Genomic DNA, 14812 nt, shown 5'->3' on the forward strand with positions numbered 1-14812 from the left:
TAGCGGGGAGAGGGACCGCCGCCGAAGGCGGGGGTGGAGGGGTCACGCCACGCAAACAACCCAACCCACAGGAACCCCCATGAAACCCAAACTCACCCCCGCCGCCGAATCCCCCGCCGACCTCGCCAGGCAGGCGACCGCCCAATCCGCCGCCGCCATGCGCGAGGGTCGCTTCGCCGACGCCCGCCAGCTCGCCACGCTGGCCGATCAGTACGGCCGGCTCGCCGGCAAGACCGCCGACCCGGACCTGCCGATCGACCTGGCGGCCGAGGAGGTTCTGCGCCAGAAACTGCTGATCCGTCTGCACGCCCATGCCAACACCATCTGCGAGCAGGAGGGCTGGCCCCGGATGCCGGAGCTCGACTCGCCCGATCTCGAAGCCGAGACGCGGCGGCATGCGGCCATCGTGGACGAGATCGAGAGGGCGAAATCCTCCGAATCCGCCGCTGCGCCAGCGACCGTTCGCCACGTTTGCCGGACGGGGAAATAATCGTGCGCATTTTCAACGTGATAGAGCAATCCCGAGCCGCCTTGACCTTCGGGGGTCCCGCCTATAGGTTCCGCGCCGAATTCAGACCCCCTCCGGGGTTCGTCACACGACGGATCAAGGAGCGCTGAGGCCGCCATGTCCCTGCCAAAGGAATCGCGCGAAGAGGCGATCGCTCGCCTCCAGAAGAGCGCATCTGATCTGGAGGCACGGTCCGCTCCGCCGACTTCGTCCGAGGTCGCTGGAATGGCCGTGGCGAACCAGGCGTGGAAGATCGTAGCCGACCTGTTCGGCGGCGTGTTCGTAGGTCTGGCTCTGGGGTTCGTGGCGGACCGGTTCCTCGGAACCACGCCATGGGGGATTATCGGCGGTGTCCTTCTGGGCTTCGCCTTGTCGATTTACATGGCGCGCCGCACGGCCAACCGGCTGATGGCGCAGGCGAAGGCGGCCGGGGTGGAACCCAAATCCATCCCGTTCGACGACGAAGAAGACGAGGAGCGATAGGCCCGTGGCCGATCCGATCGAACAGTTCGAGATCCATCCCCTTCCGGGCCTGGACTTCGGTGAAGTGACCCTGCCGATCGTCGGCAACGTCCACCTCGCCGTGACCAATTCGCACGTCGCCATGACGATCGCCTTCGCGCTGGTCGTCCTGTTCCTGACGCTGGTCACCTCGAACGCCAAGGTCGTTCCGGGCCGTCTGCAGGCCGCCGGCGAGCAGCTTTTCGGTCTGGTCGACGGAGTCACGGACTCGATCATCGGTCACGACGGTCGCAAGTACTTCCCGTTCGTCTTCACCCTGTTCACCCTGATTCTGGGCATGAACCTGCTGGGGATGTTCCTGACCTTCACCGCCACTTCGCAGCTGGCCGTGACGGGGACCTTCGCCCTGCTGACCATCCTGCTGGTGATCGGTATCGGTTTCGCCAAGCATGGTCTGGGCTTCTTCGCCCTGTTCTGGCCGACCAGCGCACCGCTGCTGATCCGCCCGGTCGTCGGCCTGATCGAGTTCCTGTCGTTCCTGCTGCGTCCGATCACCCTCGCGCTTCGTCTGTTCGGCAACATGCTGGGCGGTCACATCGCGCTGAAGATCTTCGCTGGCTTCGTCGTCTCGATGGGCGCGCTCGCCGCCGCCGGCGGCATGGGTCTGCTGGGTCTGCCGGTCGCCGCCCTGTCGATGGGCATGGTGGTCGGCCTGACCGCCCTGGAGTTTCTCGTGGCCTTCCTGCAGGCCTTCGTCTTCGCCGTTCTGGCCAGCATCTATCTCAACGATGTGGTCAACCTGGGTCACGGCCACTAAAAGCCCGCCCAGCCTTCCTTCCAAACCAACCCTGACTGAATAGGACACTCATCATGGAAGCCGAATCCTTCAAGTACTTCGGTATCGGCCTGGCCACCCTCGGCATGCTCGGCGCCGGCATCGGCGTGGGCAACATCTTCGGCCAGTTCCTGTCGGGCGCCCTGCGCAACCCGTCGGCCGCCGCCTCGCAAGTCGGCAACCTGTTCGTGGGCGCCGCCCTGGTCGAAGCTCTGGGCATCCTGGCCTTCGTTCTGGGCATCCTGGCCTGGCTGGGCTGATCCAGCGACCTCGCTGAAACGGCGGCGCGGCAGGCCTGAACCGGCCCGCCCGCCGTCGTCGCCTTTTCAAGACCTACGGACTTCTGATGGCCCCCACTCCTCCTATTGATCCGCATGGCGCCGATGCCCACGCGACGACCGCGGCCGATGGCCACGGCGGCGGAGGCGGCCTGCCGCAGTTCGAAACCCAGCACTGGTTCGGGCAGATCGCCTACCTGCTGGTCCTGTTCGCCATCCTGTACCTGCTGATCAGCAAGGTCTTCGCGCCGCGCCTGCGCCGCGTCATGGATGAGCGCGCCGACACCATCTCCAACGCTGTTTCGACAGCGCGTCAGGTTCAGGCCGAAGCGGCCAGCCAAGCCGAGGCCGCCAAGGCCGAGGTCGCCGCCGCCCGGTCGAGCGCCCGCGCCACCGCAACCGCCGCCGCCCAGCGCATCGCTGACGAAGCCGCGACCCGCAAGGCTGCTGACGAAGCTGCCGTCTCGGCGCGCATCGCCGAGGCCGAGGCCGCCATCGGCAAGACCCGTGATGCGGCCATGGCCAACGTCGGCGCGATCGCCGGCGACGCCACCGCCGCCATCGTCGAGCGCCTGACCGGCAAGGCGCCGTCCGCCGCCGAAGTCGCCGCCGTCGTCAAGGGAGCCGCGTAATGCCCCACTTCCTGGACTTCGGTCACTTCTACAACCTGTCGAACCCTGAACTGTGGGTCGGCATCGGCCTGATCCTCTTCTTCGCGATCCTCGTGCTCGCTGGCGTGCCGAAGCTGGTCGCCAGTGTTCTCGACGCCAAGGCCGTCAAGATTCAGTCTGAACTCGACGAGGCCGCCCGCCTGCGCGCTGAGGCCGAAGCCCTGCTGGCGCAGATCCGCGCCGAGAAGGCCGAAGCCGAAGCCCAGGCCGCCGAAATGCTCCGCACCGCCGAGGTCGAAGCCCGTCGCCTCGAGGCGGAAGCCAAGGTGAAGCTGGAAGAGTCGATGGCCCGTCGTCAGGCCTTGGCCGAACGCCGCATCGAACAGGCCGAGGTTCAGGCCATGGCCGAGGTGAAGGCCTCCGCCACCGATCTCGCCGCCAAGGCCGCCGAGCAGATCCTCGCCGAACGTCTGGCCGGTCAGAAGTCCGACCCGCTGCTCGACTCGGCGATCGCCCAGCTGGGCACACGCCTGAACTAGGCCGCGACAAGTGACTGAACGACCAAGGCCCGCCGGTTCCGCCGGCGGGCCTTTTCATTTCTCCCGCACCTGCGAAGCACGGCAACGTGAACCCCGGTTCTTCCAACAGGCGTATGCTTCCCCTGCGTTATCAGAACCAGAAGAAGGCGTTGGGAGGCGCTATCGGTCATGATGTCACGCGTACAAAAGGGTCTGGTCGCCGGTTTCGCGGCCACCGTGGCGGTCTCGATCGTCGAAGCCGCAAACATGCTGTTCGGTCACTGGGCCGTCGCTTTTCCACAACTGCTCGCCTACGTCATCCAGATGCCCGGCAATCCGTTTGTCGGCTGGGTGGCGCACTTCGCCGCCGGCACGCTCGTGCTGGGGCCGCTGTTTGCGATCCTGTGTCCACGGCTGCCCACGGACACGCCCGAGACCAAGGGCATCCTCTTCGCCGTGGCCGCCTTCGTGGTCATGGGCCTGACCGTGGCTCCTGCCGCGGGCGTCGGCATGTTCTTCATGCGCGCCGGCTTCGGCACCCTGGCCTGGATGATTGTCAGCCACGCCATCTTCGGCATCGTGCTGGGCAACGTCTACGCCCGCCTGGTCGCACGCGAGAAGCGCCTCGGCTCCATGGTCGGTACGGCCCCGGCCCACTGACCGTCCAAAGAAAAGGCCCGCCGGACGAACCGGCGGGCCTGATCTTCGGTACAGATCGCAGACCTATTCGGCCGCGATGTTCGATCCCTCCGGGGCCGTCCAGCGCAGCACCGGCGAGCGGGCCGCGCGGGTCTCGTCCAGACGCCGCATCGGCGCGTGGAACGGCGCGCCCTTGAAGCGTTCGACATCGCCGGCCTTGGCGGCTTCCGCCAGCAGACGCATCGCCTCGATGAAGCGATCCAACTCCTGCTTCGACTCCGTCTCGGTCGGCTCGATCAGCATGGCGCCGTGGACGACCAGCGGGAAATACATGGTCATCGGGTGGAAGCCCTCGTCGATCATCGCCTTGGCGAAGTCGAGCGTCGTGATGTCCGTGCCCTTCAGCCACTCGTCGTCGAACAGGGCCTCGTGCATGCACGGCCCTTCCGGGAACGCCGGGCTCATCAGGTCCGACAGGCGGGCCTTGATATAGTTGGCGTTCAGGACGGCGTCCTCCGCCACCTGACGCAGGCCGTCCGAGCCGTGGCTCATCATGTAGCTGAGGGCGCGGACGTACATGCCCATCTGGCCCTGGAAGGCGCACAGGCGGCCGAAGGCCTGCTCAGCCTCGTCTTCCTCGCGCTCGACCAGCCGGTAACCGTCAGCGTCATGCACAACCCATGGGGCCGGAGCGAAGGGCGCCAAGGCTTCCGACAGCACCACCGGACCGGCGCCGGGACCGCCGCCGCCGTGGGGCGTGGAGAAGGTCTTGTGCAGATTGATGTGCATGGCGTCGACGCCGAGATCGCCCGGGCGGACCCGGCCGACGATGGCGTTGAAGTTGGCGCCATCGCAGTAGAAGTACGCGCCCGCCTCGTGGGTCAGGCGGCTGATCTCGAGAATGTCGCGCTCGAACAGGCCGCAGGTGTTGGGATTGGTGACCATGATGGCGGCGACGTCGTCGCCCAGCTTGGCGGCCAGATCGGCCACGTCCACACGGCCGTCGTCGGTCTGGGCGACCTCGACGACCGTATAGCCGACGAAGGCGGCGGTGGCCGGGTTGGTGCCGTGGGCCGAGGTCGGGACCAGCACCTTGCGGCGCTTCTCGTGCTCGCCGGAAGCCTCGTGGGCGGCGCGAATGGCCATCAGGCCGCACAGCTCGCCATGGGCGCCGGCCTTGGGCGACAGGGCCACGGCGGGCATGCCGGTCAGGGTCTTCAGCCAGTGCGACAGCTGATCCATCAGCTCCAGCGCGCCCTGCACGGTCGACATGGGCTGCAGCGGATGGATGTCCGAGAAGCCCGGCAGGCGCGCCATCTTCTCGTTCAGACGCGGGTTATGCTTCATCGTGCACGAGCCCAGCGGATAGATGGCCAGATCGATGGCGTGGTTCTTCTGGCTCAGGCGCACATAGTGGCGCATCGCTTCGGGCTCGCTCAGGCCCGGCAGGCCGATCGGGTCCTTGCGGACCAGATCGCCGAGGTCCGAACCGGTCGTCTGCGGTTCAGGCAGGTCGACGCCGGTCTTGCCCCAACCGTCGCTCTCGAAGATCAGATGCTCGTCCTGCAGCAGGCCGCGCGCGCCGGTCAGGGTGGCGGGTTTCGAGGAAACCTGGTTCGGGGTGGTCGGGCGGCCGACGGTGTTCATGGTGCTCATCGTTCGATCTCCCGTCAGGCGGCCAGGACCTTGCCGAGCAAGGCGGCAAGCAGCTTGATATCGGCGTCCAGGGTGGTTTCGGTCGCGGCGACCAGAAGGACGTCGTCCATGCCGGCATCCGGCGCCAGGCGGCTGTAGGGCACGCCCGCGAGGATGTGGTGACCCGCCAGCGTATCGACCACCTCGGCCGCATTCCTGGGCAGGCGGATGGCGAACTCGTTGAAGAAGCGCGAGGTGAGAATCTCGACGCCCGGGATCGCAGCGAGGGCATCACGCGTAGCCACGGCCTTCTCGTGGTTCAGCAGCGCCAGCTTCCGCAGACCCGTCTCGCCCAGCAGGCTCATGTGGATCGTGAAGGCGAGGGTGCAGAGGCCCGAGTTGGTGCAGATGTTCGACGTCGCCTTGTCGCGGCGGATGTGCTGCTCGCGCGTCGACAGGGTCAGGACGAAGCCACGCTCGCCGTCGGCGTCCACGGTTTCGCCGGTCAGGCGGCCCGGCATCTGGCGGATCAGCTTCTCACGGCAGGCGAACAGGCCGACGTAGGGGCCGCCGAAGTTCAGGGCGTTGCCGATCGACTGGCCCTCGGCCGCGACGATGTCGGCGCCCATCTCGCCCGGCGATTTGAGCAGACCCATTGAGACGGCCTCGGTGACAACGACGATCAGCAGGGCGCCGGCGGCCTGGGCGGCCTCGGCGATCTTCGTGACGTCCGTGGCCGTGCCGAAGACGTTCGGCGTCTGGACGACAACACAGGCGGTGTCCGGACCGATCTTCGCGATGACATCGGCCTCGGCGTCCACGGCGGCCGGCAGGGCCTCGGTCTCGACGCCGACGGCGTGGACCACGGTCTCGGTGGCGCGGACATAGTGCGGGTGAACGCCGCCCGAGATGACGGCCTTGTTCCGGCGGGTCACGCGGGTCGCCATCAGCACGCCCTCGGCCATGGCGGTCGAGCCGTCATACAGCGAGGCGTTGGCCACCGGCATGCCGGTCAGGTTCGCAACCTGGGTCTGGAACTCGTACAGATACTGCAGCGTGCCCTGCGCGATCTCGGGCTGATAGGGCGTGTAGCTGGTCAGGAACTCGGACCGCTGGATAATGTGATCGACGGTCGCCGGAACGTGGTGCTTGTAGGCGCCGGCGCCGCAGAAGAAGGGCACCGAGCCGGCCGAGGCGTTCTTTGCCGCCATGGCGCCGAGCGCACGCTCGACCTCCAGTTCGCCTGCGACGCGGGGCAGGTCCACGAAGCCGTCGCGGCGCGCGGCCTGCGGCACGTCCACGAACAGGTCGTCGACGGATTTGGCGCCGATCGCGGCGAGCATCGCCGTGCGGTCATCGGGTGTCAGGGGAAGGTAGCGCATGGGAGGAGTTACCGGGCGGCGGAGAGATAGGGGACAGGATCTTCGAGGCGGACGCCCACGCGCGTCAGGCACTGGGCCAACTGCGGGATGTGTCCGGCGCCGTAGAAGACGATGGCGTGTTCGCCGGGCTGCAGAGCCGTCAGCAGTCGGGCGCAGATATGCATGTTGCGTTCGTACCAGGCCGCGGCGACATCGACGCCGGGGAAGGTACGCCCCTGGTCGGCCGTGACCGCCATGGGCATGTAGTAGAGAGAGTCGTTCCGGCGCAGGCCGTCCGGAGTGTTCAGCGTCAGCAGGGCGTCGGCGATCGTCCCGGTGGCCAGAGCGGCATTCACGCCGTCGGCGATACCTTGGGCTTCTGCCATCAGGCGGGCGTGCAGATCAGGCGCGGTCGCCTGGGCGGCCTGCATCAGGGGCCCGAACGGGAGCGGCTGGTCGAAATCGATGGCGACGACGCGGGCCTCGAGTCGCTCCGCAAGGCGGAAGCCCAGTTGGTCCCGCTCGTTACGGCTGTCCGCGCGTCTTCCGGCGCGATAGTCGGCCCAGAACCGGCTGGTCAGGGCCGCGTCGTCGGCCGTTTCCTCGATCGCCACGACGGTCGGGGCGAAGCGGGCGAACTGATCCGTCAGGGCGGCGATCTCGGCTTGGCGGGCCGGGGAGCGGACGTCATCGGACTGGAGGTTCACGACATCCCGACCGGGATTGTCGAAGTGATAGACCCCCACCAGCATGACGACCGGCGGCTCGGCCGGCGCGGACGCCGCTTGAGCCGCCGCATTGCCTGCGAGCAGCGACACGCCAAGGAGGATCGCCGCCGCCAGCTTCATCAGAGAGTGCCGAGGTAGGCGTCGTAGGCGGCGCGGTCCATCAGGGCGTCGAGCTGCGAGGCGTCCGAGACCTTGATCTTCGCGAACCAGCCGTCGCCTTCGGGATCGGCGTTGACGGTTTCCGGCGCGCTGCCCAGGGCGGCATTGCCCTCGACGACCTCGCCCGAGACCGGAGCGTAGACATCCGAGGCGGCCTTGACCGATTCCACAACGGCGAAGCTGTCGCCCTGGCTGACCGACTTGCCGGCCTCCGGGGTCTCGACGAACACCACGTCGCCCAGGGCGTCAGCGGCGTGTTTCGAGATGCCGACGGTGGCGACGTCGCCGTCGAGGCGAACCCACTCGTGATCCTTGGTGAATTTCATGACTGATCCCTCTCAGGCCCCAAATCAGGCTTTTGGTTTGCGATAATACCGTTGCGCCACGAACGGCATGGCGATGACTTCGGCGCCGGCGGACTTGCCGCGCACGATGACCTTGAGCTCCGTGCCCAGTTCGGCGAAGGCCGGCGGCACATAGCCCATGGCGATGTTGCGACCCAGCGTCGGCGACGGGCCGCCCGAGGTGACCTTGCCGATGACGTTTCCGTCGACGTCGGCGATCTCGGCGCCTTCACGGGCCGGAGCGCCTTCCTTGACGTTCAGACCGACGCGAACGCGGGACGGGCCGTCGGCCAGCTCTTTCAGGATGCGGTCGGCGCCGGCGAAATCCGCACGCTCCTTGCGCGACTTCGACAGGGCGAAGGTCAGGGCGCCTTCCACCGGGCTGGTCGTCGGATCGATGTCGTGGCCGTGCAGTGGCAGGCCGGCCTCAAGGCGCAGGCTGTCGCGGGCGCCCAGGCCGATCGGCTTCACACGGGCGTCTTCCAGCAGCAGGTTCCAGATGCGCTCGGCGTCGGCGGCCGGGACCGAGATCTCGTAGCCGTCCTCGCCCGTGTAGCCGGAGCGCGAGACGTAGCAGTCCACGCCGAAGATCATCAGACGGGCGCAGTCCATGAAGCCGAAGTCGGCGAAGACCGGGTCATGCTTGACCATGACCTCGGTGGCCTCCGGCCCCTGTATGGCGATCAGGGCGCGATTCAGCACCGTCAGCGTCGCGTCGCCCTCAAGGTTGGCCGACCAGAAGGCGAAGTCCTCGTCCTTGTTGCCGGCGTTGACGACGACGAACAGACCGTCGTGGTCCGGCTTGCCGGCCATCAGGTCGTCGATGATCCCGCCGTCCTTGTTCAGCAGCAGCGAGTACTTCTGTTTGCCGGCCTTCAGGATCGCGTAGTCGCCGGGGACGAAGCGCTCGAACTGGGCGATGGCGTCCTCGCCGGTGATCTTGCACTGGCCCATGTGGGAGACGTCGAACAGGCCGGCGTGCTCGCGGGTCCAGCGGTGCTCGGCCAGCACGCCCTCGTACTGGACCGGCATGTCGTAGCCGCCGAACCCGACCATGCGGGCTCCGGCGGCGCGATGCGCGGCGTTGAGGGGAGTGGTCTTCAGGGCTTCGTCGGTCATCAGACTCTCGCGGTCGCGTGTTGTGGCGGAAGCTCCGCCGTCCTCGCGCCCCCGCTGTCCTGAAGCCTGAGAGATTCCGGCGACCTCAATGAGGCGCCTTGCTCCGTCGGCGAGGCCATAGGCCTGCTTTCCAGCGTCCGTGCGCCCTCGCGGTCCTTTTGCCTGAGCGTTTCCGGGGCGGTTGCGCCTTCGGCTCCGGGGCCGCCAAGACGGTCCCGATCTCTCCCGCGAGAGCGCCGCGACCTAGGCCCCGACTCCGGTGTGAAGTCAAGCGAGGCGGCGCTTTGGCGATAAGGAAGCCACAGAATTGCGAAGGCCTCCCGGAGTGTCCGTGGAGGCCTTCATCATTCCGGCTGTCGGATGCGCTTACGGCGTCTCGGTGATCAGCAGATTTGCCGGGGCCGGCTCGTTACCGTAGGTGCCCACCCAGACGTCGTAGACGCCGCTTTGCGGGCTGTTGAAGCGGACCTCGGCGTCGCCGTCGCCGTAGCTGTCGTCGTCGCACGACCAGCGGCCGTCCGGGCCGTTGATGACGAGGGTGGTGTCCTCGCCCGAACGGGTACGGAAGACCAGCGGCAGGCTGCCGGCGGTGTAGGTCAGCTTGAAGTCGGGGGCGGTGCTGATCTTGCCGACGCACGAGCCGCCAAGACGCGAAGCATCGATCGAGCCACCCGCGGTCATCTGGACCGAGTGGGGGTCCGGCGTGAAGCCGACCGACAATGATCGCGAGCCGAAGTTCGCCGGCTGGCTGGCGTCCTGCGCGACGGCAGGCATGGCGACGGCGGTCAGGGCGCAGGCGACGGCCAGCGCATTCAGGCGTTTCATCATTTCAGTACCCCACGAACAATGCGGCGCGAGCGCCGCCTCAACCCGGTCCAGCCCGGTAATGACTCCCGTTCTGCGGGTGGAATGTGAACCGGCCATGAATGGCAACGCTTGGTGCGTCAGCTCACCGCGTAGGCCTCCACTTCCGCAATCCGCGCAGCCTTGTCGGCCTCTGACAGGAAGCTGCCCTCGAAGCTGTTGATCGCGATCTGGGTGACCTGCTCCCGGGTCAGGCCGACGGCGGCGGCGAGCTGACGGTAGTTCTCGTTCACATAGCCGCCGAAATAGGCCGGATCGTCCGAGTTCAGGGTGACGTGCAGGCCCCGGCGGAGCATCTCGGGGACCGGGTGGTCCTTCAGATCATCGACGACGCAGAGCTTCAGGTTCGACAGCGGGCAGACCGTCAGCGTCATCTGCTCGGCGGCCAGACGCTGGATCAGGGTCTCGTCTTCCATCGATCGGTTGCCGTGGTCCATCCGGTCGATGTGCAGCAGGTCCAACGCCTCGTGCACATAGGCGGGCGGTCCCTCCTCGCCGGCGTGGGCGCAGAGTTTCAGGCCCAGCTCGCGCGCAGCGGCGAAGACGCGGACGAACTTGGACGGCGGGTGGCCGACCTCCGACGAGTCCAGACCGACGCCGATGAAGTGGTGCAGGTACGGTTTCGCCATCTCGAGCGTGGCGAAGGCCTCTTCCTCGGTCAGGTGGCGCAGGAAGCTGAGGATCAGGCCGGAGGTGACGCCCAGTTCGGCCTTCGCCCGATCCATGCCAGCGATCAGCCCCTCGACGACCACGCCGAAAGGCACGCCACGATCTGTGTGGGTCTGGGGGTCGAAGAAGATCTCGGCGTGCCGGACATTGTCCGCGGCGACGCGCTGGAAGTAGGCGAAGGCGAGGTCCTCGAAATCCTGCCGGGTCAGCAGGACATTGGCGCCAGCGTAGTAGATGTCGAGGAAGTCCTGCAGGTTCGAGAAGTCGTAAGCCGCGCGCACGGCCTCGACGCTGTCGAACGGGATCGCCACGCCATTACGCTGCGCCAGGGCGAACATCAGTTCGGGCTCCAGCGAGCCTTCGATGTGCAGGTGCAGTTCGGCCTTGGGCAGGCCGGCGATGTAGGCGTCGAGCGACATGAGCTTCTCCTTGCGGGAGAAGCTTAACCTACATCCGCTCCGGCGTATCGATGCCCAGCAGGTTCAACGCGGCCTCGAGCTGATCCAGCGCCGCCTTGGAAAGCGCCAGACGAGAGCCCTTGGTCGCCTCGTCCGGCGCGATCAGCACGGGGCAGGCCGCGTAGAATTTCGAGAACGACTGGGCCAGTCGGTAGGCGTGCTCGGCGATGACGTGCGGCATGCGCTTGTCGTAGGCCTCGACCGTCGCCTGCGAGAAGGCGTCCAGCGTCAGGGCCAGATCGCGTTCCGCCGGCTCGACGATGGCGATGGGACCGGGCGCGGCGCCCTGGTCCGCTGCCTTGCGAAGCAGGGATTTGATGCGGACCGCCTGATACAGCAGGTAGGGGCCGGTCTTGCCCTCGAAGCTCATGAAGCGGTCGATGTCGAAGACGTAGCTGGTGGTCCGGCTGTTCGACAGATCGGCGAACTTCAGGGCCGCGACGGCGACCTTGTGCGCGATGTCCTCGAACTCGCCCTCTGGCAGGTCGTCGCCCAGCTTGGCTTCCTTCAGACGCTCGCGCGCCTTGTCGGTGGCTTGGGTGATCAGGTCGTGCAGCTTCAGGACGCCGCCAGCGCGGGTCTTGAAGGGCTTGCCGTCCGGACCGTTCATCGTGCCGAAGCCGAGGTGGTTCAGCTGGCCCTCGGCGGCATAGCCGGCGAGGTATGCGCCGCGGAAGACCTGCTCGAAATGCTCGGCCTGACGCTCGTCGACGACGTAGAGGACCAGGTCGAAGTCCTGATCGCGGCGGCGCTGTTTGATCGTGGCCAGATCGGTCGTGCCGTACATGGCCGAGCCCTCCGACGAGACCACCAGCAGGGGCGGAGGGCTGGGGGCCTCGATCACGCTGCCGTCGGCCAGCTTCTTCTTGCGGGTTTCCCCGGGGCGGGCGACGTGAACCACCTGTGCGCCGTCGTCCTCGACCAGCAGGCCCTTGTCGCGCAGTTCATCGACCATGCCGGGGATCAGCGGATCGGCATCCGACTCCCCGTTCCACAGGTCGAAGGTGACCCCCAGCGCCGAGAACTCGCGCTGCAGGGCCGCCATCGAGACGTCATGCATATGCTTCCACAGGGCGCGATAGCCGGCTCGGCCGCCTTGCAGTTCGGCGGTCGCCTTGCGGGCGCGGTCGCGGAAGGCGGGGTCTTCCTTGGCCTTGGCGGCGGCCTGCGGATACAGGCGCTCCAGATCCTCCAGCGTGACCGGGCTCTCGGCCGGGAAGGGGCCGTCACCATCGGCCATGAAGGCCTCGACCTTGCCCTCGTCGCCGGTGGCGACGATCAGCAGGCCCATCTGGAAGCCCCAGTCGCCGAAGTGGGCGTCGCCCCAGACGGTGTCGCCGCGGAAGCGGTACAGCCGCTTCAGACTCTCGCCGATGATCGACGAACGCAGGTGGCCGACGTGCATCGGCTTGGCGACGTTGGGTCCGGCGTAGTCGATGACGACCTTGCGCGGCTCGGCGACCAGGGCCGCGCCGGAGTGGTCGGCGTCAGCCGCGACCTCGGCCGCGCGCTTCGCCAAGGCGGCGTCGGAGAGCTTCAGGTTGATGAAGCCCGGCCCGGCGATCTCTATGGAGGACAGGCGGGCATCGCCTTCCAGATGCGCCGCGACCTTGGCCGCCAGTTCGCGCGGATTGGCTTTCAACGCCTTGGCGGCGGCCAGTGCGCCGTTCGACTGGAAGTCGGCCAGATCGGGCCTGTCGGATGCGGTGACGCGGGCCAGCGCCGTGTCCACGCCTTCGGCGGCGAAGGCGGCTGCGACCGCTTCGCCCAGTTCAGTCCTGAGATCGGTCATTACTGTTCCGTGGACGGGGCCGGCTCGCCGGCGGTCGGGGCGGCGCCGGCGTTGACGCGGAAGCGGCTGCCCGTGCGATTGAACTCGGCCATCTCGGGCGTAACGTCGAAACCGATCAGGATTTCGAAATTGCTGCCGCTGGTGGTCGCGTTGGCGCGGGGAATGACGATGGTGTTTTCCTGCACCACGGCCGTGCGGTTCTCGCCGTTCTCGAAACTGACCGGAACGTCGAAATAGACCTTGTCCAGAACGGCGCGGTTCCGCTCGGTCACAGCGATCCAGTAGCGGTAGGTGCGGCCCTGGCCTTCAGCCTGCGGACCACGGCCGAAGCTGAACAGGATGCGGGCATCGACCGAGATCGGCTGGTCGCTCTGATAGGCGCAGTCCGACGAAAGGCCCTCGATCTCGCCGGTGTAGCCGACGTTCGAGGCGCTGACGCGGTCGCTCGGCATTTCGACGTAGCGAGCGGCGTCGTAGAGAATCTTCACATAGGGGCAGGGGCCGGCTGCGGCGCGACGTTGAAGCGGCGCGATACGGGGAGCCCGGGTTGTCGGCTGGGGCTCCTCCTGACCTTGCTGCCCGCCGGGGCGCTGCGACTGCTGCGCCTCAGCCATGGACGGGACCATGCCAACCGACAGGGTGGCGACGGCCATCAGCGAGGCCAGGGAAACCTTCAGGACGCGACGCATCAATGCTCTTCCAGAAACGAGGAGGCGGCGACAGCCCGACGCCGACCGCACGCTTGCCGCTGATAGCGGCTAAACCGAGGCGCGGCAAACCCGCGCGAACGGAAAGGGCGGTGGCGAACCGATGAGGGAGAGACTAGGTTCCGCGCCATGACCGTGCACCAGCCGATCCATCCGGCCGAAAAGCGTCCCCTGACCATCCGTCTCGCCACGCCGAGAGGCTTCTGCGCGGGAGTCGACCGGGCCATCCAGATCGTCGAGCGCGCCATCGAGAAATACGGTGCGCCGGTCTATGTGCGGCACGAGATCGTCCATAACCGCCATGTCGTCGAGCGGTTGAAGGCCATGGGTGCGGTGTTCGTGAAAGAACTCGACGACTGCCCGGACGACCGGCCGGTGGTCTTCTCCGCCCACGGCGTGCCCAAGTCGGTGCCGGAGACGGCGAAGAAGCGCGAGATGCTCTATCTCGACGCCACCTGCCCGCTGGTGTCCAAGGTTCACGTCGAAGCCGAGCGGCATTTCGCGGCGGGTCGACACATCATCCTGATCGGCCATGCGGGCCATCCCGAGGTCGTCGGCACCATGGGCCAGCTTCCGGTTGGCGCCATCAGCCTGATCGAGACGGTCGAGGACGCCGAGGCCTTCGAGCGCCCCGGCGACCAGCCGTTGGCCTATGCGACCCAGACGACGCTGTCGGTCGACGACACCGCCGAGATCCTCGCCGCGCTCAAGCGCCGGTTCCCGGAGCTGCCGGACCCGCACAAGGAAGACATCTGCTATGCCACCACCAATCGCCAGGAGGCCGTGAAGCGGCTGGGCGAGGGGTGCGAACTGGTTCTGGTGGTCGGCTCCAAGAACTCGTCCAATTCTGTCCGTCTGGTCGAGGTGGCGATGAAGGCCGGGGCGCGCGACGCCCGGCTGGTCGATGACGCCAGCCACGTCGATTGGGCCTGGCTGGATGGCGTCTCGACCCTCGGCATCACGGCGGGAGCTTCGGCGCCGGAGAAGCTGATCGTCGAACTGATCGATGCGGTGCGGGAGCGTTTCGACGCCGAGGTCGTGGAAGACAGCGGCGCGCGCGAGACGGTGACCTTCAAGCTTCCGCGGGTGCTGACCGCCTGAGCCGAAGACAAGCGGAGCCTTTGC

Annotated in this window: 17 protein-coding genes and 2 riboswitches; of the genes, 8 read left to right on the plus strand and 9 right to left on the minus strand. The window is 67.2% G+C overall.

The annotated features are described in order from the left end of the window. Positions 1-79: 79 nt before the first annotated feature. The 7 genes from ABDZ95_RS06400 to ABDZ95_RS06430 all read left to right on the plus strand — a co-directional run bounded on the left by ABDZ95_RS06400 (position 80) and on the right by ABDZ95_RS06430 (position 3872). The gene (locus ABDZ95_RS06400) at positions 80-490 is read left to right on the plus strand and encodes a hypothetical protein (RefSeq protein ID WP_343791846.1); all 411 of its coding nucleotides are present in this window, start codon (positions 80-82) and stop codon (positions 488-490) included. Between the two features lie 243 nt (positions 491-733). Further along, on the plus strand, positions 734-991 hold the full coding sequence (locus ABDZ95_RS06405; protein WP_343791848.1) for an AtpZ/AtpI family protein: 258 nt from the start codon (positions 734-736) through the stop codon (positions 989-991). A gap of 4 nt (positions 992-995) precedes the next feature. Further along, positions 996-1787, plus strand: coding sequence for a F0F1 ATP synthase subunit A (locus tag ABDZ95_RS06410; protein ID WP_343791850.1), 792 nt, complete (start codon positions 996-998; stop codon positions 1785-1787). A gap of 53 nt (positions 1788-1840) precedes the next feature. Continuing rightward, positions 1841-2065 carry a F0F1 ATP synthase subunit C gene (locus tag ABDZ95_RS06415; protein ID WP_343791852.1) on the plus strand — a complete coding sequence of 75 codons (225 nt, stop codon included), beginning with the start codon at positions 1841-1843 and terminating at the stop codon, positions 2063-2065. A gap of 86 nt (positions 2066-2151) precedes the next feature. Then, a complete protein-coding gene (locus tag ABDZ95_RS06420) occupies positions 2152-2715 on the plus strand; it encodes a F0F1 ATP synthase subunit B family protein (RefSeq protein ID WP_343791854.1) in 564 nt (187 codons plus the stop codon). Beyond that, a complete protein-coding gene (locus tag ABDZ95_RS06425; RefSeq protein WP_343791856.1) occupies positions 2715-3233 on the plus strand; it encodes a F0F1 ATP synthase subunit B in 519 nt (172 codons plus the stop codon). Before ABDZ95_RS06420 ends, ABDZ95_RS06425 begins: the two co-directional genes overlap by 1 nt. 171 nt (positions 3234-3404) lie before the next feature. Beyond that, positions 3405-3872 (plus strand): DUF6789 family protein, encoded by a 468-nt coding sequence (locus tag ABDZ95_RS06430; RefSeq protein ID WP_343791858.1) that lies wholly within the window; start codon positions 3405-3407, stop codon positions 3870-3872. A gap of 63 nt (positions 3873-3935) precedes the next feature. On the opposite strand, the gene gcvPB is transcribed toward ABDZ95_RS06430, so the two are convergent. The 9 genes from gcvPB to ABDZ95_RS06475 all read right to left on the minus strand — a co-directional run bounded on the left by gcvPB (position 3936) and on the right by ABDZ95_RS06475 (position 13669). Next, positions 3936-5507 (minus strand): aminomethyl-transferring glycine dehydrogenase subunit GcvPB, encoded by a 1572-nt coding sequence (gcvPB, locus tag ABDZ95_RS06435; RefSeq protein WP_343791860.1) that lies wholly within the window; start codon positions 5505-5507, stop codon positions 3936-3938. 14 nt (positions 5508-5521) lie between these two features. Beyond that, positions 5522-6868, minus strand: a complete 1347-nt coding sequence (gene gcvPA / locus ABDZ95_RS06440) for an aminomethyl-transferring glycine dehydrogenase subunit GcvPA (RefSeq protein ID WP_343791862.1) — start codon at positions 6866-6868, stop codon at positions 5522-5524. Between the two features lie 8 nt (positions 6869-6876). Beyond that, positions 6877-7695 (minus strand): DUF5694 domain-containing protein, encoded by an 819-nt coding sequence (locus tag ABDZ95_RS06445; RefSeq protein WP_343791864.1) that lies wholly within the window; start codon positions 7693-7695, stop codon positions 6877-6879. Beyond that, positions 7695-8060: a glycine cleavage system protein GcvH gene (gene gcvH / locus ABDZ95_RS06450; protein ID WP_343791866.1), complete on the minus strand. Its 366-nt coding sequence runs from the start codon at positions 8058-8060 to the stop codon at positions 7695-7697. The genes ABDZ95_RS06445 and gcvH overlap by 1 nt, the downstream gene beginning before the upstream one ends. Before the next feature lie 24 nt (positions 8061-8084). Next, on the minus strand, positions 8085-9197 hold the full coding sequence (gene gcvT, locus ABDZ95_RS06455) for a glycine cleavage system aminomethyltransferase GcvT (protein WP_343791868.1): 1113 nt from the start codon (positions 9195-9197) through the stop codon (positions 8085-8087). A 52-nt stretch (positions 9198-9249) separates the two neighbouring features. Then, positions 9250-9333, minus strand: a riboswitch (glycine riboswitch). Positions 9334-9337: 4 nt separating this feature from the next. Further along, positions 9338-9435, minus strand: a riboswitch (glycine riboswitch). Between the two features lie 128 nt (positions 9436-9563). Continuing rightward, a complete protein-coding gene (locus ABDZ95_RS06460) occupies positions 9564-10025 on the minus strand; it encodes a peptidase S1 (protein WP_343791870.1) in 462 nt (153 codons plus the stop codon). A 116-nt stretch (positions 10026-10141) separates the two neighbouring features. After that, the gene (locus ABDZ95_RS06465; RefSeq protein ID WP_343791872.1) at positions 10142-11149 is read right to left on the minus strand and encodes an adenosine deaminase; all 1008 of its coding nucleotides are present in this window, start codon (positions 11147-11149) and stop codon (positions 10142-10144) included. Between the two features lie 28 nt (positions 11150-11177). Continuing rightward, positions 11178-12980, minus strand: a complete 1803-nt coding sequence (argS, locus tag ABDZ95_RS06470) for an arginine--tRNA ligase (protein ID WP_343791873.1) — start codon at positions 12978-12980, stop codon at positions 11178-11180. Beyond that, positions 12980-13669 (minus strand): Tat pathway signal sequence domain protein, encoded by a 690-nt coding sequence (locus ABDZ95_RS06475; RefSeq protein ID WP_343791874.1) that lies wholly within the window; start codon positions 13667-13669, stop codon positions 12980-12982. Before ABDZ95_RS06475 ends, argS begins: the two co-directional genes overlap by 1 nt. 147 nt (positions 13670-13816) lie before the next feature. Here ABDZ95_RS06475 and ispH point away from each other — a divergent pair, with 147 nt between their 5' ends. Further along, positions 13817-14788, plus strand: a complete 972-nt coding sequence (gene ispH / locus ABDZ95_RS06480) for a 4-hydroxy-3-methylbut-2-enyl diphosphate reductase (RefSeq protein WP_343791876.1) — start codon at positions 13817-13819, stop codon at positions 14786-14788. Positions 14789-14812: the final 24 nt, after the last annotated feature.

Source organism: Brevundimonas kwangchunensis (assembly GCF_039523815.1).
GTDB lineage: Bacteria > Pseudomonadota > Alphaproteobacteria > Caulobacterales > Caulobacteraceae > Brevundimonas > Brevundimonas kwangchunensis.